The organism is Micromonospora sp. H61 (genome assembly GCF_018070325.1).
Taxonomy (GTDB): domain Bacteria; phylum Actinomycetota; class Actinomycetes; order Mycobacteriales; family Micromonosporaceae; genus Micromonospora; species Micromonospora salmantinae.
In genome coordinates this window covers 84,773-101,463 of record NZ_JAGPXY010000009.1, presented here as the reverse complement: position 1 = coordinate 101,463, position 16,691 = coordinate 84,773, and the positions used below count along the sequence as shown (strand labels likewise).

General features: G+C 71.5%; 24 protein-coding genes. 9 read left to right on the top strand and 15 right to left on the bottom strand.

Annotated features, from left to right (window positions below; translation table 11 throughout):
- Positions 1–36: 36 nt before the first annotated feature.
- A complete protein-coding gene (locus tag KBX08_RS33650) occupies positions 37–261 on the bottom strand; it encodes a hypothetical protein (RefSeq protein ID WP_238690847.1) in 225 nt (74 codons plus the stop codon).
- Positions 262–542: 281 nt separating this feature from the next.
- Between KBX08_RS33650 and KBX08_RS33645 the strand changes: the two genes are divergently transcribed.
- Positions 543–785, top strand: coding sequence for a hypothetical protein (locus tag KBX08_RS33645; protein ID WP_238690801.1), 243 nt, complete (start codon positions 543–545; stop codon positions 783–785).
- 121 nt (positions 786–906) lie between these two features.
- Here KBX08_RS33645 and KBX08_RS07530 read toward each other — a convergent pair whose 3' ends face one another.
- On the bottom strand, positions 907–1,089 hold the full coding sequence (locus KBX08_RS07530) for a hypothetical protein (RefSeq protein WP_210781845.1): 183 nt from the start codon (positions 1,087–1,089) through the stop codon (positions 907–909).
- A 143-nt stretch (positions 1,090–1,232) separates the two neighbouring features.
- Between KBX08_RS07530 and KBX08_RS07525 the strand changes: the two genes are divergently transcribed.
- Positions 1,233–1,706 carry a hypothetical protein gene (locus tag KBX08_RS07525; RefSeq protein ID WP_238690800.1) on the top strand — a complete coding sequence of 158 codons (474 nt, stop codon included), beginning with the start codon at positions 1,233–1,235 and terminating at the stop codon, positions 1,704–1,706.
- Between the two features lie 34 nt (positions 1,707–1,740).
- Here KBX08_RS07525 and KBX08_RS07520 read toward each other — a convergent pair whose 3' ends face one another.
- Complete coding sequence (locus tag KBX08_RS07520) at positions 1,741–2,223, bottom strand: DUF2231 domain-containing protein (RefSeq protein ID WP_091397283.1); 483 nt, start codon at positions 2,221–2,223, stop codon at positions 1,741–1,743.
- A 201-nt stretch (positions 2,224–2,424) separates the two neighbouring features.
- On the opposite strand from KBX08_RS07520, the gene KBX08_RS07515 reads away from it, so the two are divergent.
- Positions 2,425–2,853: a Fur family transcriptional regulator gene (locus tag KBX08_RS07515; protein WP_210781844.1), complete on the top strand. Its 429-nt coding sequence runs from the start codon at positions 2,425–2,427 to the stop codon at positions 2,851–2,853.
- Between the two features lie 59 nt (positions 2,854–2,912).
- Positions 2,913–3,776, top strand: coding sequence for an oxygenase MpaB family protein (locus tag KBX08_RS07510; RefSeq protein WP_210781843.1), 864 nt, complete (start codon positions 2,913–2,915; stop codon positions 3,774–3,776).
- 19 nt (positions 3,777–3,795) lie between these two features.
- On the opposite strand, the gene KBX08_RS07505 is transcribed toward KBX08_RS07510, so the two are convergent.
- The 11 genes from KBX08_RS07505 to KBX08_RS07455 form a co-directional block, all read right to left on the bottom strand.
- Positions 3,796–4,746 (bottom strand): PD-(D/E)XK nuclease family protein, encoded by a 951-nt coding sequence (locus tag KBX08_RS07505; protein ID WP_247669017.1) that lies wholly within the window; start codon positions 4,744–4,746, stop codon positions 3,796–3,798.
- Positions 4,747–4,759: 13 nt separating this feature from the next.
- Complete coding sequence (locus KBX08_RS07500; protein WP_091394729.1) at positions 4,760–5,374, bottom strand: MarC family protein; 615 nt, start codon at positions 5,372–5,374, stop codon at positions 4,760–4,762.
- A gap of 41 nt (positions 5,375–5,415) precedes the next feature.
- Entirely contained in the window at positions 5,416–6,288 is an 873-nt protein-coding gene (locus tag KBX08_RS07495) for a PHP domain-containing protein (protein ID WP_210781841.1), read from the bottom strand.
- Positions 6,289–6,342: 54 nt separating this feature from the next.
- The gene (locus KBX08_RS07490) at positions 6,343–7,518 is read right to left on the bottom strand and encodes a hypothetical protein (RefSeq protein ID WP_210781840.1); all 1,176 of its coding nucleotides are present in this window, start codon (positions 7,516–7,518) and stop codon (positions 6,343–6,345) included.
- 83 nt (positions 7,519–7,601) lie between these two features.
- A complete protein-coding gene (locus tag KBX08_RS07485; protein ID WP_210781839.1) occupies positions 7,602–8,375 on the bottom strand; it encodes a SigE family RNA polymerase sigma factor in 774 nt (257 codons plus the stop codon).
- Between the two features lie 103 nt (positions 8,376–8,478).
- Positions 8,479–9,354: a PH domain-containing protein gene (locus tag KBX08_RS07480; protein ID WP_210781838.1), complete on the bottom strand. Its 876-nt coding sequence runs from the start codon at positions 9,352–9,354 to the stop codon at positions 8,479–8,481.
- Positions 9,355–9,360: 6 nt separating this feature from the next.
- Entirely contained in the window at positions 9,361–9,519 is a 159-nt protein-coding gene (locus KBX08_RS07475; protein WP_007455302.1) for a hypothetical protein, read from the bottom strand.
- 116 nt (positions 9,520–9,635) lie between these two features.
- The gene (locus KBX08_RS07470) at positions 9,636–10,313 is read right to left on the bottom strand and encodes a DUF6758 family protein (RefSeq protein ID WP_341866340.1); all 678 of its coding nucleotides are present in this window, start codon (positions 10,311–10,313) and stop codon (positions 9,636–9,638) included.
- Between the two features lie 79 nt (positions 10,314–10,392).
- Positions 10,393–11,016, bottom strand: coding sequence for an RNA methyltransferase (locus KBX08_RS07465; protein ID WP_210781868.1), 624 nt, complete (start codon positions 11,014–11,016; stop codon positions 10,393–10,395).
- A gap of 51 nt (positions 11,017–11,067) precedes the next feature.
- Entirely contained in the window at positions 11,068–11,604 is a 537-nt protein-coding gene (locus KBX08_RS07460) for a hypothetical protein (RefSeq protein ID WP_210781837.1), read from the bottom strand.
- A gap of 94 nt (positions 11,605–11,698) precedes the next feature.
- Positions 11,699–12,214: a MaoC family dehydratase gene (locus KBX08_RS07455; RefSeq protein WP_210781836.1), complete on the bottom strand. Its 516-nt coding sequence runs from the start codon at positions 12,212–12,214 to the stop codon at positions 11,699–11,701.
- A 548-nt stretch (positions 12,215–12,762) separates the two neighbouring features.
- On the opposite strand from KBX08_RS07455, the gene trxA reads away from it, so the two are divergent.
- The 3 genes from trxA to KBX08_RS07440 all read left to right on the top strand — a co-directional run bounded on the left by trxA (position 12,763) and on the right by KBX08_RS07440 (position 14,685).
- Positions 12,763–13,125, top strand: a complete 363-nt coding sequence (gene trxA, locus KBX08_RS07450) for a thioredoxin (protein ID WP_007455291.1) — start codon at positions 12,763–12,765, stop codon at positions 13,123–13,125.
- A 154-nt stretch (positions 13,126–13,279) separates the two neighbouring features.
- A complete protein-coding gene (locus KBX08_RS07445; protein ID WP_210781835.1) occupies positions 13,280–13,720 on the top strand; it encodes a hypothetical protein in 441 nt (146 codons plus the stop codon).
- On the top strand, positions 13,717–14,685 hold the full coding sequence (locus KBX08_RS07440) for an HTTM domain-containing protein (RefSeq protein WP_210781834.1): 969 nt from the start codon (positions 13,717–13,719) through the stop codon (positions 14,683–14,685). The genes KBX08_RS07445 and KBX08_RS07440 overlap by 4 nt, the downstream gene beginning before the upstream one ends.
- On the opposite strand, the gene KBX08_RS07435 is transcribed toward KBX08_RS07440, so the two are convergent.
- On the bottom strand, positions 14,649–15,068 hold the full coding sequence (locus KBX08_RS07435) for a thiol-disulfide oxidoreductase DCC family protein (RefSeq protein WP_109819716.1): 420 nt from the start codon (positions 15,066–15,068) through the stop codon (positions 14,649–14,651). The two genes, KBX08_RS07440 and KBX08_RS07435, sit on opposite strands and share 37 nt — an antisense overlap.
- A 93-nt stretch (positions 15,069–15,161) precedes the next feature.
- On the opposite strand from KBX08_RS07435, the gene KBX08_RS07430 reads away from it, so the two are divergent.
- A complete protein-coding gene (locus tag KBX08_RS07430; RefSeq protein ID WP_210781833.1) occupies positions 15,162–16,208 on the top strand; it encodes an Rv2578c family radical SAM protein in 1,047 nt (348 codons plus the stop codon).
- Between the two features lie 19 nt (positions 16,209–16,227).
- Positions 16,228–16,635, top strand: coding sequence for a CoA-binding protein (locus KBX08_RS07425; RefSeq protein WP_210781832.1), 408 nt, complete (start codon positions 16,228–16,230; stop codon positions 16,633–16,635).
- Positions 16,636–16,691 lie beyond the last annotated feature (56 nt).

Genomic DNA, 16,691 nt, shown 5'->3' with positions numbered 1-16,691 from the left:
CAACTCGGTCGGCATCGTCTTCAAGGGTTCGGGCTTCTACCGCACCGACTCCCGGGCGGCCGGTTCCGAGACGACCGCCGGCGGCACGGCCACCAAGCCGGCGAAGTCCGAGTCGTCCTCCGGTGACAGCTCCTCGTCCTCTTCGGGGTCCTCGTCCTCGTCCGGGTCGTCCTCGTCCGGTTCGTCCTCGGGCTCGTCGTCCTCCTCCGGGTCGTCCTCGGGTGGATCGGGCGGCGGCAAGACGGCAGCGGCCAGCTCCACGTCCTGATCGCCGAAGGCCCGACCCCACCACGGGTCGGGCCTCGACCCACTCGGTTTCAGGAAGTCGGCCTGTCCCCGCCGCTCTGACCGCCCGGGTTCCTTGATCCCGAGTCGATCAAGGCGGCTGCCATAGCAGATCGCGCCGTCGGATGCGCGTTTTCCACAGGCCGGGCGGTTGTCCACAGGCGTCGGCAGTGGGTCGGCCGAAGCGGCGGAAACTGCCTAGCCTCCCCGTACACGGGTGCCACTGCGGCGCTCGGGGACGGGAGGCGGCAGAGGCGATGCTCGATCCGGATTCCGCGCGGGCGTTGCGCCCGCTGCGCCAGCTCACTCTGCCCGGCGGGCGCACCCTGCTCCGGGCCGGTCTGGTCGCCGCGCTGCTCGGCCTGGCCGCCGCGGTCCTGCACACCCCGACCGGGTGCCCGCCGACCCCCGTGCCCTCCGACGCGCCGTCGGTGGCAGACCGAACCCCGCCACCACGGACTCCACCGCCGTCAGCGGGGGCCGGCACCGGAGGGGGCTGACCCGCCCGCCGACGGGTACGACCACGCCGGGGCAGGTTCCGCTGCGAGACCGTCCGGTCCGTTCATCCCACGGTCGGCTGTCAGATCGAGGTCGTGGGGGTCTGGCCGCACCACTGGGGGTTCAGTCCCAGTGCGGGGGGCGTTCGGCGAGCAGCCAGTCGTCGTTGCCGCCCGACCGCTCGCCCCAACCACGGTCGGTGTCGTCAGTGGTCTGCTCGGGCAGCACCACGAAGTCTTCGCTCAGGTCGACGGCGCGGTCATCGTCTCCACGTGCGCCGTGCGTGCCAGGGTCCTCGGTGCTCACGAGCGGCAAGACTAGCCCAGCCGAAGGCGGTGGACCGGGCCATCGGCGGTGGGCACGCCAGGCAGAGCCGGCCGGACCGCCGACAGTGGGCGCGCCGGCCAGAAGCGACCGGGCCGCCGGTGGCGTTGGTAGCGTCGGACGGCGTGACGACCCCCAGCGGTGGCAGCAACCCGGACGACTACTGGCGACGGCCCGACACCGGTGACGACGCGGTGGCGGACCAACCTCCCGCCGCGCCCGCGACCACAGCACCGACCGGGCCCACCAATCCACCGACAAGCGGGCCCAGCGATCCACCGCGGAACGAGCAGGCCAGCCCAGCATCGACGGGGCGCCCTCCCAGCGGGAACGCCGGCCCGCCGCCGGCCGGACCAGCGCCGGCTGGGGGCACTGCCAGCGGGTACTCCGGCCCGCCGCCGAGCGTGCCGCCGCCGGCGGGTTGGCGTCCACCCGTACATCTGCAGGCGGCGCCGCCGCGACAGCTGCCGCCGCAGGACATGGCCGAACTGGACGCGGCCGAGCAGCGATCGCAGCGGGTCACCTACGGTTTCGGCGCAGCGGCCGGCGTGGTGCTGCTGGTACTGCTCTGTCTGCTCTGCTCGCGAGTCATCTTCTGATGCCCGCCCACGGGCAGCGGCAGCGAGCAGCAGCTCAGAGGGTGGTGCCCCAAACCGTCTCGGCACCGGAGTGGCCGGTCAGGTAGACGTAGACCAAAGCGGCAATGGAGAGCCCCACGGCCGCTACCGCCAGCACCGGGATGACCAGCGCGGGCAACTGCGGCACCCGGGGGTGGCCACTTGTCGCCACGAGCAGCAGGATGGCCACGATCCCGAGCGGCACCACGACGCGTAACAGGATGTCACCGTAGCGGGAGTGCTCGAAGATCTGATCGAGGATCGGCCCCTGGAAGCCCCTGGCCACCAGCGCGTCGGTGAGTGCCTCACCCGACTTGACGGCGACGTAGGCGGTCACCGGCGCGGCCACGGCGAGGAGGCCCAGGGCCCAGTCCAGCCGGTGCCGCCACCGCGGTAGCCCCACGTACGCGATGGCCAGCACCGCCAGCAGCGGCACGAACACGACGACCGCGTGGATTACCAGGACGTGCACCGGTAGACCCAGGATCTCCTCGAACATCGAACCCTCCAGGTGGATCATGGTCAGGGGTGGTCAGCCTATGGTCCGCCGATCGTCCCCAGGCCCTCGACCGGTGACACGCGCGCCGCGTCGATCGGGTTCATCCTCTGGGCCGTACTCCCGATCTTGCCTGGCTGTGTCGGTGGCCACCCGGAGCGGGCGACGGTTGTCGATGCGGGTCGGGCGTGTTGTCATTGGCCAATGTCGGGTGCCGAGGAGTTGCTGCGGTCGAGGGGCCTGCGCGTCACGCGCCCCCGCCTCGCGGTGCTCGACGTGCTGGCCGACGGCGGCCACCTGGAGGTCGACGAGATCACCCGGCGGGTTCGCGAACGCCTCGACTCGGTGTCCACCCAGGCTGTCTACGACGTGCTGGGCGCGCTGTCCCGGGCCGGGCTGTCACGTCGGATCGAGCCGGCGGGCAGTCCCGCCCGCTATGAGGCGCGGGTGGGCGACAACCACCACCACGTGGTCTGCCGGGGCTGCGGCGAGATCGCCGACATCGACTGCGCGGTGGGCAGCGCGCCGTGCCTGGAGCCGAACAGCGCGCACGGGTTCGAGGTGGACGAGGCCGAAGTGACCTTCTGGGGCCTCTGCCCGGACTGCCGGGCCCGCCGCTCCGCCGACGTCTGATCAGCGGCGCCGGCGGCACGTGACCGGCGAGGTCTGCCCGACCGTGGCACTCTTGTGCGGTGGACTCCGATGACCTCGGCCTGTTCGGTCCGGGTTCGGTCACGTGGAAGGTGCACGAGGAGCCGATCCTGATCGTCGCCGGCCTGCGCTCGCTCTACCTCCAGGCGTTGCACCCCCGGGCCATGGCCGGGGTCGCGCAGAACAGCAACTACCGCACCGACGCCTGGGGCCGACTGGTCCGCACCGCTACCTACGTGGCGACCACGGTCTACGGGACCACCGCCGAGGCGGAGGCCGCCGGGGCCCGGCTACGCCGCCTGCACGACCGGCTGCGGGCCACCGACACGCTCACCGGTGAGCAGTTCCGGATCGACGAACCGGACCTGCTGCGTTGGGTACACGTGACCGAGGTCGAGTCGTTCCTGAGCACGGCCCGACGCGCCGGGCTGCCGCTGAGCGACGACGAGGTGGACGGCTACTACACCGAGCAGCGCCGCGCCGCCGCCCTTGTCGGCCTGGACCCGGCCACCGTCCCGGGGACCGCAGCCGAGGTCGCGGACTACTACGAGGCCGTACGGCCACAGTTGCGGATGACCCGGGAGGCCGCCGAGACGGCGGTGTTCCTCACCGCCCCGCCGCTGCCGTGGAAGCTCAGCCTGCCGGTCCGGTTGGGCCTCACGCTGGGCCCGCCGCGCTGGGCGTACCTGGGGATCGCCGGTACCGCGTTCGCCCTGCTGCCGACGTGGGCACACCGGATGTACGGAGGTCTCGGTCTACCGACCACCGCCCTGTCGGCGGACCTGACTGTGCGCGCGCTGCGGCTCGCGTTCGCCGCCGTCCCCCGCCGCTACCTGGAGGGGCCGTTGATACAGGCAGCAAAGGAGCGGGCCGCGCGGCACGCGGCCGCCTCGTTGGCCGGCTGACCGGCCCACGGCAGGCGGATCAGCCGTCGGCGGGCCGGTCCATGGCCGCCCACGGCTCCTTGCCCGGGACCTGCGCGCCCGTCGGGCAGTGCCGCCGAAAGTCGCACCAGCCGCAGCGCGGGCCGGGCGCCACCGGGAAAGCCTCGTCCGCGTCGGCGCCGTCGGCAACTGCCCGCTCGGCGGCCATGATGTCGCGGGCTGTCTCTTCCGCGCGGGTCAGTTGTCGGGCCAGCGATTCGACTGTGTGGTCGTGGCCAGCGACCGTGCCGGTCGGCAGGTGGTGCAGCTCCACCCGGCGGCACGGCCGACGGAACACCCGCTCGGCGGCGTACGCGTAGAGCGCCAGCGCCTGCGAGCCCCGGGCGTCGTCGGTGTCCAGCCCGGTGCGGCCGGTCTTGTAGTCGACGATGACCAGCTCCGGCCCCTCCGGGCCGGGCCGCGAGTCGATCCGGTCGGTACGACCGTTGAACGCCAACACCGCTGTCTTGACCGCCACCACCCGCTCCACGCCGAGCGGGTCGGAATCCGGCTCCAGCGTCTCGACGTACGCCTCCAGCCATCCCAACGCCCGCCGGTAGGCGGCCCGTTCCTGCTCGTCGTCGCGGTAGCCCTCGCGGACCCAGGTGCCCTTGAGCAGCGTGGCCAGCGCCTCGGGACGCCGCCGGTCGGCGGGCAACGCATACCAGTTCTTCAGGGCGGTGTGCACGCTGGCGCCGAGCGAGTTGTGCGCCCACGGCGGGCCCTTGGGCGGGGCGGGCCGGTCGACGTAGGAGTAGCGGTAGCGACGCGGGCAGTCCGCGTACGCGCCGAGCTTGCTCGGGGTGCAGACGAACAGCCGCTCCGGCATTCCCTCGAAGCCGAGCTGCTCGGCGTCGCCGGCGCGCTGCCGAGGGGCCCGGCCGCCGGCGGCCGGCCGCCCCGCTGATGAGGATCGTCGCACGCCTGAGATCCTGCCACCCACCTCCGACATCGCGCGCGTGCCGTCAGGCCATGTTCACGTACTGCGTGACGAAGGCGGCCACCGCGTCGGCGATGAGCTGCACGGCGATCGCGGCCAGCAGCAGGCCGGCGATCCGGGTCAGCACCTCGATCCCGCCCGGCCGGAGGATCTTCACGATGCCGCCGGAGAAGCGCAGGACGATCCAGACGGCGACCATCACGGCGAGGATCGCCACGGCGATGGCGCTGAACTCTCCCAGCCCGTCGGCCTGCTGGACGAAGAGCATGGTGGCCACGATGGCGCCCGGGCCGGCCAGCAACGGCGTGCCCAGCGGCACCAGCGCGATGTTGGAGGTGACCTGCTGGCTCGGGTCGTCGGCCTTGCCGGTCAGCAGCTCAAGGGCGACGAGCACGAGCAGCAGCCCACCGGCAGCCTGCAACGCCGGCAGGTCCACGTGCAGGTAGTCGAGCAGGGTCTGCCCCGCCACCGCGAAGATCACGATGACGCCGAGCGCCAACGCGACGGCCTGCCAGGCTGCCCGGTTGCGGTCGCGGGCGGGCAGCGGACCGGTCAGCGCCAGGAAGATCGGCATCATGCCCGGCGGATCGGTGATCACCAGCAGGGTCACGAAAACCTCGCCGAACAGCTTCAGATCCACGTGATCAACCTAGCCGCGTCGCGATGGGCGAAATACCCGGATCAGCCCGAAGCGACCTCGGTCACCCCCTCGGCGACGATCCGCTCGTACGCCTCGACGCTGGTGCCGAACGCGCCGAGTTGAACGGTCTTGTGGGTGCCGTGAAAATCCGAGGAGCCGGTGACGAGCAGACCCAACTCGGCGGCGAGCGCCCGCACGTGTTCCCGCTCGGCCGGGCTGTGGTCCTCGTGGTCGGCTTCGAGCCCGGCGAGCCCGGCGGCGGCCAGCTCGGCGATCAGCTCGTCGGGCACCACCCGGCCGCGTCGGGTGGCTCGCGGGTGGGCGAAGACCGGCACGCCTCCGGCCGCCCGGACCAGCCGGACGGCGCGGAACACGTCGATGTCCTCCTTGGGCAGCCGGTACCGCTCGCCCAGCCAGTCCGGGCCGAACGCCTCCCGGACGCTGCCGACCAGGCCGGCGCGGATGAGTGCCTGCGCGATGTGCGGGCGTCCCACGGTGCCACCACCCGCGCCGGTCAGGATGTCCGGCCAGTTCACGTCGATGCCGTCGGCCCGCAGGAGGTCGACCATCAGTTCGCCGCGCTCTTCCCGGGCGGCCCGGACCCGCGCCAGCTCGGCCACCAGCTCCGGGTGGTCCGGATCGAACAGGTACGCGAGCAGGTGCAGCGGCACCGCCGGCTGCGCACCGGACCAGCGACACGACAACTCCGCACCCCGGATCAGACGCAGACCTGGCGGCAGCGCGCCCACGGCCGGCGCCCAGCCGGCCGTGGTGTCGTGGTCGGTGATCGCCAGCACGTCCAGCCCGGCGTCGAACGCCGCGCCGACCAGCTCGGCCGGGGTCAGCGTGCCGTCGCTGGCCGTCGAGTGGGCGTGCAGGTCGATCCGGGGGACGGAGCCGGTACGCGAGGTCACCGCCCGACGCTACCGAGGAAACGGTGAGCCTGGCTCACCTGGGTCACCCGGGGGTCAGAGGCCGTTCACCAGGATCGGCCGCTCTCCGGCTGGCACGCCGGGCACCGCCGCGGGGCTGGCGGGCTTTCCCGCCCGCACCTGGCCGACGTCGACCCGGACCAGCTCGCCGGTGCCGTCGAGGTAGGAGGCCTGGGTCTCGTCGCTCCACACGATCGCCCCGGTCATCGGCGGCCCGGCCGCAACGGCGGTCACGCCCGGCCCGAGCCGCTGGAGGTCGACCAGGAGGGACCGGCCGGCCGTGCCGCTCCCCTCGTTGACCAGCAGCCACCGCCCGTCCGGCGAAACCCCGCCGACGCCGTCCTGGCTCAGGTCTGGACCGCAGCCGGTGCGTACCGGGTCCAGGTGACGTGTCGGGGTGAGGATGGCGAGGCAGGTCCGGCCGGGATCGGTAGTGGTGACCTGGCCGACGAGTCGCCCGTCGGGCAGCCGCCCGTAGACGTTGAGGCTCTCCCGGTCGAGGGCGTCGGGCAACGGCCCCGCACCGGGCCGCCAGAGCGTGTGACCGGCGCTGGCCCTGTCGAGTCGGACCAGCACGCTGTCACCGACGAACCGGACGGGCTCCGCCGCCGCCGGCACCGGGGTGCGCACCGACCCGATGAGTTGGGTGCCGACCACGCCCGCCATCAGGAGATCGTCTCCGTCGCGCCAGGCGACCTGGTGGCTGTCCGGGGCCAGGACGATCGCGCCGGCACCAGCCAGCAGCACCTGCACCAGGCCGTCGTCCTGCACCACCCACAGGGAGCGTCCTGCGGTGCTCTGCGCGCCGACCACCAGCCAACCGCCGCCGCTGGGCAGCGGCTGGACGCGTTCGGCCGGCCCGACGTCGGGCAGCACCAGCCGCCGCCCGTCGGCGCTGACCAGCGTCTCGCTGACGAGGAGAGAGGTCGACGTCGTGGGCGAGGGGGCGGGGCCGGGGACGCTGGCCGTCGGGAGCGGTCGGTTGGTCGGGTCCGGGTCGCCGATCACGACGATGGGTGAGCCGTCCCGCCTGGTCTCGGCACCGAGCTGGGCCATGCCGGCGCTGAGCAGCACTGTGGTGACCGCCGCGAGGGCGAGGCCGGCGGCGGTGCGTCGACGCCGGATCCGGTTCGCGCGACGGATGGCCTGGCCGGCCGGATCGACGCTCAGTGGGCGGGCAAGGGCGACCTGGTGCGAGAGTGTCTCCCGCACCGCACCTTCCATCTCGTCAGGCCGCACCTGGTATGAACGCTGCGGGCCGTCCGTCAGGTTGTCGCGCCGGCCTGGGAAGTGACTCACTGCTGTTCCCCGGAGCCCGTGCCGACGGGCACGGCCGCCGGGGCGGTGGGCAGGACGACCTGCGGGGTGATCGCACGCGGCTCGGCTGGGCACGGAGCGGTCGGGCGGGGCACGGGTCGGCCAGCCGCCCCTGCGGGACGGGGTGTGGCAGCGGCACCGGTGGCCGGAACTCGCCCGATTCGGGAACCCGAGCCCGCCGTCCGGCCGGCGGCACCGGTCGCGGCCCCTGCACCCGCAGACCGGCCGGCGATGCCGGCGGCGGCTGCCAGCTCCGGTGCGTCCGCGCCCAGTCGCCGACGCAGCGTGGCGAGCGCCCGGGACGCCTGGCTCTTCACAGTGCCCGGTGAAATGTCCAGCATCGCGGCGGTCTGCGCCTCCGACATGTCCTCGTAGTAGCGCAGCACCAGCACTGCCCGTTGCCGGTTGGGCAACTCCCGGAGATGCCGCCAGAGCAGGTCACGGTCAAGTTGCTGCTCGATCTCGTCGACACCGGCCCGCTCGGGCAGGACCTCGGTCGGGCGTTCGCCGTGCCAGCGCCGCCGCCACCAACTGGTCGACGTGTTGACCATCACACGCCGGGCGTACGGCTCGACCGCCTCGATCCCGCCGAGCCGCTTCCACGCCAGGTAGGTCTTGGTCAGCGCCGTCTGGAGCAGGTCCTCGGCCGTGGCCCAGTCGCCGGTGAGCAGATAAGCGGTGCGTAGGAGCGCGGCGGAGCGGGCCGCGACGAACTCGCGGAACTGCTCCTCCAACGAGTCCTTGCTCGCCACCGCCCACCTCCACACCCCCGCCGTCCTGGCAGAGTGCCACGTCAGGGGCGCTCTGGTCCATGACGAAAGGTGCGCACTTGCTCCGATGTTCGGTCGAAAACCTTCACGCCCCGTCGTCGGCCTTGGCCTCGTCGGCCTCCTTGCCGAGCCGCGCCTCGACGGCCTGAGGCTCGTACATCTCCTCGACGACGCGTAGGTAGAGCTCGTTCGGGTTGGGCAGGTTCTTGATCTCGCGAAGCGCCTGCTCCTGGCCGGCGGACTCCAGCACGAAGGTGCCGTAGTTGAGCGCTCGACCGGTCGGGGTCTGCTCGTACTTCATGTCGGTGACCCGGACCAGCGGCATCATCGCCACCTTGCGGGTGACGATGCCGTTGACCACCATGACCCGCTTGTTGGTCAGGATGAACCGGTCATACCACCAGTCGGCGACCTTCCACGCCACCCAGCCCATCACCGCGAACCACAGCAGTACGGCGATGGTGGTCAACGCGCCGACGTCCTGGCCGGCGAGGAAGCCGGAGAGGTAGCCGAGCACGAAGGTCGCCGCGACGCCGATCAACAGCGGGTTGGTGAGGTGGATCCAGTGTCGCTTCCACTCGCCCCGGTAGCGCTCGGTGGGGAAGAGGTAGCGAGCCACCAGCGAACTGGGCTCGTCTTCCAGGGGCAGCACCCGCCGGGGGGTCGAGCCGGTCGCGTCGGCGCGCAACCCGGCCAGCTCGTCCTCGGAGATCTGCGGCGGCTGGTAACTGGCCTCCGGATCACGGACCCACCCCCGACCGGAACGGCCCTGGCCGGCATAGCCGGGCCCGTCGCCATAGCCGACGTCGTCCGAAAGGGACGGACCGTCGGACAGGCCGGGACCGGCCCCGTAGCCCGGGCCGTCATCAGGCCCGATCCGCGGGATCGGCTCGGTGTCGCGCTCGCGACGTTCCCGGTCGGGGTCGTCCGGGTCGAAGGGTGGACCGGAGGGGCTGCCCATCGGCGGCTAGGCGACGAGGCTGGTGAAGAAGTCGCCAAACCCCTGGGCGATATCCATGATCCCGCCGCCGAGCGACTTGAACACGTCTGCCGCAGAGTTTGGCCGGTAGGCGACGAAGAAGATCAAGAATGCGATTCCGGCCCAGGTGAGGACCTTCTTGACCATGGCGGGCCATCCTCTCGCGCGGCGCCGGGTCCCATTACCGCAGCGGCACCCAGAGTATCAGTGTGGTGTCGTACAGTGAATATCTGCGTCCGTTCTCCGTCAATCCGGAAGAGTTGTCAAGCTCTACCGGGTAGATACGGGGACGGTGCGCCGTACACGAGCTCGGGCGGAGTCCACTCGGTCAGGTCGTGAAGCACGACATCTTCCGCGAGCAGGTGACCCGCACTCGCCGGCCAGGCTATCGCATGGAGCCACATTCCCCGAGCTTCGCCGGCGTACGCGCTTCGATCCGTCGGTGAATTCACCAACCACAGTGGAGTAGGGTGCCCGCCGACCTTGATCTTCGCCTGTCCGACGTGGTCGGGGTGACCCGACCCCGGGTCGGTCAACGCGTCCACCAACTCCGGTCCCGGATCCGGGCCGGTCAGACCGGCGAGCCGGGTGCCCAGGCCGACACCGGGTTCCTCGGCCACGAAGACCAGATCGGCCGGGCCGCCACCGAGCGGCGCCGGGCCCGCGCAGGCCACCACCGTCGCCCGCACGCCCGTCCGGTCGTCCCCGGCGTACGCCACGCCGGTGAGTGTCCAACCGGGCGGCAGCGGCCACGGGCACCACAACGGCGTCACCGGCGGATCGCCGGTCGCGGTGATCCGTTCCACCACGCTCGCCACGATGTCCGCTCCGATGTGCTCGGGCACGTGCAACGGCGGAACCGGGCCGCAGCGCACACACCTCGAGTCGGTGTTCATCAGATCCGGCGCCCGTACCGGGCCCCCGCATCTCGGACAACTCACCGCGACACTCACATCCCCACCGTTCCCCCGGACCGCCGGCACGTCAAGCCGGAACGTCCGATTCGGCACCGTACGTGGGTCAGTCCGGCGGCGTACCGGCGTGCGCGCGGATCCAGGCGTGCATGGCGATTCCGCTGGCCACGCCGGCGTTGATCGACCTCGTCGAGCCGTACTGGGCGATGGAGTAGAGCTGGTCGCAGGCGGCACGGGCCGGCGCGGAGAGGCCGGGCCCCTCCTGGCCGAACAGCAGCACGCAGTCCCGCGGCAGGGTGCCGGTCTCCAGCGGACGCGACCCGGGCAGGTTGTCGATGCCGAACACCGGCAGTTGCCGCTCGGCCGCCCAGACGACGAACTCCTCGATCGTCTCGTGGTGCCGTACGTGCTGGTACCGATCGGTCACCATCGCGCCGCGCCGGTTCCACCGTCGCCGTCCGACGATGTGCACCTCTGCGGCGTTGAACGCGTTGGCGTTGCGCACCACGGTGCCGATGTTGAAGTCGTGCTGCCAGTTCTCGATCGCGACGTGGAAGCCGTGCCGGTGTCGGTCCAGGTCGGCGACGATCGCCTCGTGCCGCCAGTAGCGGTAGCGGTCGACGACGTTGCGCCGGTCCCCCTCCGCGAGCAGTTGTCTGTCGTAACGGGGGTCGTCCGGTGGGTCCCCCGGCCAGGGGCCCACGCCCACCTCAAGCTGGTCGTCGGTCACGGTCATCAGAGGGTACGGACCGCGTCGGCGTCGGCCGCGACGACCTGCCGGTCAGCCCAGGTCGAGGGCGGCACCGAGCCGGTCCAGGAAGCGCCGGTCCGCCGGGCTGGCCGGTGGGTCCACCCGGCGCGCGACGGTGCCGGGCACCGCGCGACAGACCCGGGCCGCGACCGACTGCACCCACTGGCGGTACGCGGCCGAGTCGGCGGGGTCGGCCCGCCGCCGGAGCACCCGGCTCGCCGCACGGCAGGCGGCCAGCAGGTCCACCAGGTCGGTGAGCCGCTCGGCGGGTTGCGGGGTGCCGTCGTGGCGGGCGTAGATCGTGGCGACCACCGCGCGGACCAGGTCGCTGTCGGAGGCTCGGCCCGCGGCCACGGCATCCAGACCGGCCAGGCCGGCCATGACTCCACGCTCCGTCCGGCCAGGGCCGGGTGCCGCGGCGGCCACGAGAACCCGACCGGGCAGGCTGGTGAGCAGGTCCCACTCGGCGGCGGAGTAGACAGCTGTGGTCAAGGGTGCGGCTCGGCGGCCGGCAGAGGACGGCTCTCCCGCTACGGAGTGGCTCATCGGAACCTCCGGCGTCAGCATATGCCCCGCGACGGGCACCGGGCCCCTTCCCCAGCAGACCCGCGGCGGGGAAGGAGCCCGGTGTTCGTCGACGGTCGAGCCTGCCGCGCGGCTGTCAGCGCGGCTCGGGGAAGCTGGGCCGCTCCGGATCCACTCCGTCGGGCACCGCAGCGGCCGCGTACTCCCGCTTGGGGACCATGACCTTGCGCCGGAAGACGCAGACCATGGTGCCGTCCTGGTTGTAGCCGCGGGTCTCCACCGACACCACGCCCCGGTCGGGTTTCGAGCCGGACTCACGCTTGTCCAGCACCGTGGTCTCGCCGTAGATGGTGTCGCCGTGGAAGGTCGGCGCGACGTGTCGCAGCGACTCGACCTCCAGGTTGGCGATCGCCATGCCACTCACATCGGGCACGGACATGCCGAGCAGCAGCGAGTAGATGTAGTTGCCGACCACGACGTTGCGCTTGAACTGGCTGGCCGTCGCGGCGTAGTGCGCGTCCATGTGCAGCGGGTGGTGGTTCATGGTGAGCAGGCAGAAGAGGTGGTCGTCGTACTCGGTGACGGTCTTGCCCGGCCAGTGCCGGTAGACCGCGCCGACCTCGAACTCCTCGTAGTAGCGACCGAACTGCATGCTGGTCCCTTCGACGGGCGGCGATGGAGTTCGGCACAGCATGCCTTACCGATGGTTAAGGCAACCGGCGGGGCGCGACGGCGGCGGAAATGTCACACCGGTCACTCGCCTGGGGGGAGACGCAATGAGCGGCGGGGCCCTCCCCGGCACCCGCCGCCCACGCTCTGATGTGAGGAATTCTGCCCTACGCCTGCGTAGGTTCAACAGAGATCGCGGTCACATTTATCTTTTTGTAACACTACTGTCAGTGACGACGCGGAGGTTGATCAGCGATCTCCGCAGGCCGGATACCTCCTTGTCAAGGCCCAAGTTACCGATTCGTAGTGCTCAATCGCGTGGATCTCCCTGGAAACGCTCCCATTACCGCAGGTCACGCAAGTGCGTCATGCACTTGCGTTCCGCAGGTCGGGTGTGAACAGATGCTCGTCGATGACCTGCGGCACCCCCCGGCAGCCCTGGGCACGTTTCGTGCCCCACCGCACGGGAATTCGATACGGTCAGCCCTGGTTCTACGGGACGTAGATAAACCGCGGTGATCGGAGAGTGCAATGGCAACCGTTGAGCTGACCTCGACGAACTTCGACGAGGTGACCGGCAACGACGGCATCGTCCTGGTCGACTTCTGGGCCGACTGGTGTGGTCCGTGCAAGCGGTTCGCCCCGGTCTACGAGCGCTCCTCGGAGAAGCACCAGAACATCGTCTTCGGCAAGGTCGACACGGAGGCTCAGCAGGAGCTGGGCGCCAAGTTCGACATCCGCTCGATCCCGACGATCATGGCGATCCGTGACGGCGTCATCGTCTTCGCCCAGCCGGGCGCGCTTCCCGAGTCCGCGCTCGAGAACCTGATCGAGCAGGTCGAGGCGCTGGACATGGACGACGTCCGCAAGCAGCTGGCCGAGCACAACCACTGAGTCGTCCCCACGACGACACGCGAGGCCGGGCCCGATGCGGGCCCGGCCTTCGTCGTACCCCCACCAACTCCCGCATGATCACCTGCCTGGTCAGGCCGAACTGGCCGTCGGAGGGACCCGAGGCCGTCGGTACATCCCGTATCGTCACGACCCGATGGAGAACCTGACCACCCGCGGGCGCGTGACCCGGCTGGGCGCGACAGCACTGGGCCTCGTCCTGCTCGTCGTCGGCACCTTCTGGGGCAGCGACGACGACTTCCCGTTCGGCCCGTTCCGGATGTACTCCACCTCCAACCCGCCGAACGCACCCGCACCCGACACCCGTGTCGAGGGGGTGAACAGCTCCGGGGCGGTGATCGACCTCGACCAGAACGCGACAGGGATCCGCCGCGCCGAGATCGAGGGTCAGCAGGCCCGGTACGCCGCCGACCCGACACTGCTCACCGAGGTCGCCGACGCGTACGCCGAACGCCACCCGGACGCCCCCGCGCTGGTCGAGGTCCGCATCGTCATCCGCTGGCACGGCATCCGCGCCGGCCGGCCGACCGGCCAACACACCGATGAGACCGTCGTCCGCTGGCAGGCCACCCGATGAACCGCTGGCTGACCGAGGCCGTACCCCGGGGCCGGGTAGCCGCCTTCCGCACCCTGATCTACCTGTTCGTCGCCGCCGACCTGGTGATCTTCACCCCCTGGGTACGCACCCGGGTCAGCGTGCCCGGCGACCTGTACCAGCCACTCCTGATCGGCCGCCTGCTCCCACTGCCGACGCCAACCGAGACGCTGGTGACGGTGATCTTCTGGGCGTTGCTGCTGCTCGCCCTCCTCGCCGCCACCGGACGAGCGCCCCGGCTGCTCGGCTGGGCGGTGTGCGCGCTGTACCTGGAGTGGATGATCATCGCGATGAGCTACGGGAAGGTCGACCACGACCGGTTCGGGCTGCTCGTCGCACTGGCCGTGCTGCCCACCGCCGGTCGCGCCCGACACGGCGACACCACCCGCACCGAGGCCGGCGGCTGGGCGCTACGCGTCACCCAGATCGCGGTGATCTGCACGTACTTCCTGGCGGCCTTCGCCAAGCTGCGCTTCGGCGGTCTGGACTGGCTGACCGGCTCGGTCCTGGCCCGCGCGATCATCCGGCGCGGCACCGACCTGGCGGACCTCATCGCCCAGGTGCCGTACCTGCTGATCGTCGCCCAGTTCGGCATCGTGGCGTTCGAGCTGCTGAGCCCGATGGTCTTCTTCCTGCCACCCCGCTGGCGACTCGCCATGGTCGGCTTCTTCTACTCGTTCCACGCGGTCACCATCGCGACAATCACGATCTCGTTCGCACCGCACCTGGCCGCGATGACCAGCTTCCTACCGCTGGAGCGGGTGCGCCCGCTGGTCTGGGCACGCCGGCTGCTCGGCCGTGGCTCTCCCGAGCCGACGACGGATGCCCCGGAACCGCGCCCGGCCGACGTCGACCCGGCGCCGGGCGACCAGGGCCCGGTGACAGCCGGCGCGGGGCCGGCGCTCGACGATCAGGCGCCGGTGGTCGGGCGACCGGCCGGCCCGTAGAGCCGCTCCCGGGCCTCCTGCGGCAGGGAGCAGGCCGCCGTGCCACCGGGAAGTCGGTGCCGGTTACGCGCCACCCAGCGGTACAACGGCCAGGCCGCGACGCGTACCGGAGGAATCCGCAGGCCGGCGCCGGCGACCCGCCAGAGCGGGCCACTCGCGGCGAGCAGCTTCGCGATGGCGTCCGGGCCGGCCGCGCGCGAGCCGTCCGCGCCGACCCACTGCACGGCCTCCTCGCACTCGGCCACTGTGAGGCCGAGCGCGTCCAGGTCGGCGAACTGCCAGGGCACCACCCGTGCGGCGGTGGGGATGCGGCGCTCGATGAACTCCGCACAGCTCGTGCAGAACGCGCAGTCCCCGTCGTAGACGAAGGTCGACGTCTCCATGACGCCCATCCTCCCCTCTCCGACCACCCGAACGCCCACCGGTGTACGGCGGGTCACTTGCGCTCGCCTCGTACACGTGTTCGAATGATGGCCATGCGCTGGGACAACCTCACCGCTCCCCCGGTCGAGGGAGACCCCGAGCGGGCAGCGCCAGCGACGCCACCCCTGCCGCTGGCGCTGCCCGGCGCCGTCGCCCGCACCTTCGACACCCCCGAGTTCGCCGGGATGACCTTCTACGAGGTGCAGGCCAAGTCCATCCTCAACCGGGTGCCCGGGCAGTCCCGCGTCCCGTTCGAGTGGACGATCAACCCATATAGGGGCTGCTCTCATGCCTGCACTTACTGTTTCGCGAGAAATACTCACACCTATCTCGATCTCGATGCCGGCGCGGACTTCGACCGGAAGGTGATCGTCAAGGTCAACGCCGGCGAGCTGGTCCGGCGTGAGCTGGCCGCGCCGCGCTGGCGGGGCGCGCACGTGGCGATGGGCACCAACGTGGACTGCTACCAGCGTGCCGAGGGTCGTTACCGGCTGATGCCGCAGATCATCGGTGCCCTGCGAGACTTCGCCAACCCGTTCTCGATCCTCACCAAGGGCACGCTGATCCTGCGCGACCTGCCGCTGCTGCGCGAGGCCGCCGAGGTGACCACGGTGGGCATCTCCTTCTCGGTGGGGTTCGTCGACGAGCACCTCTGGCGCACCGTCGAGCCGGGCACACCGCACCCACGCCGCCGGCTCGACGCCGTCCGGGCACTCGCCGACGCCGGCTTCTCCGTCGGCGTGTTGATGGCACCGATCCTGCCCGGTCTCAGCGACGGCGACGAGTCGATCGACGCCACCGTCTCGGCGATCGCCGCCGCCGGTGCGACGAGCGTGACCGCCCTGCCCCTGCACCTGCGTCCCGGCGCCCGGGAGTGGTACGCGCACTGGCTCGCCCGTGAGCACCCGCACCTCGTGCCCCGCTACCGCGAGCTCTACCGGGCCGGTGCGTACGCCCCGCAGGCGTACCAGCGGGAGTTGACCGCGCGGGTGCGGATCGCCGCCCGCCGGCACGGGCTGCACCGCGGGGAGCGGGGCGACAACCGCAGCCTGCCCGAGCCACCGCCACCGTCGGCGGCCGAGCAGCTGACGCTGTTGTAGTCGGAGCTACAGTCGGCGGGTGCGTACCGCTCAGCAGATCCTCGCCGACTCCGCCGTGATCGCCGTCGTGGGTGCGTCCCGCGACCCGTTCAAGGCCGCGCACGGCGTGCCGTTGCAGATGCAGCAGTACGGCTGGCGCATCATCCCAGTCAACCCGACGGTCGACGAACTGTTCGGGGAACGGGCCTACAAGAGCCTCGCCGACATTCCGCACCCCGTTGACCTGGTGGACGTGTTCCGGCCGGCGGCCGACGCCGTGCAGGTGGTCCGGGACGCGGCGGCGATCGGCGCGCCCGCGGTCTGGCTCCAACTGGGCATCGTCTCGCCCGAGGCGCGGCGGATCGCCGAGGAGGCCGGCATGGACTACGTGGAAGACCGCTGCCTCATCGTCGAACGAGCCGCCGCCAACCTGACCCGCCTGACCTGACCCACCCTCCCCATCCCCCGCGATCTTGCACTTACTGTCCCGGCATACCTGACATA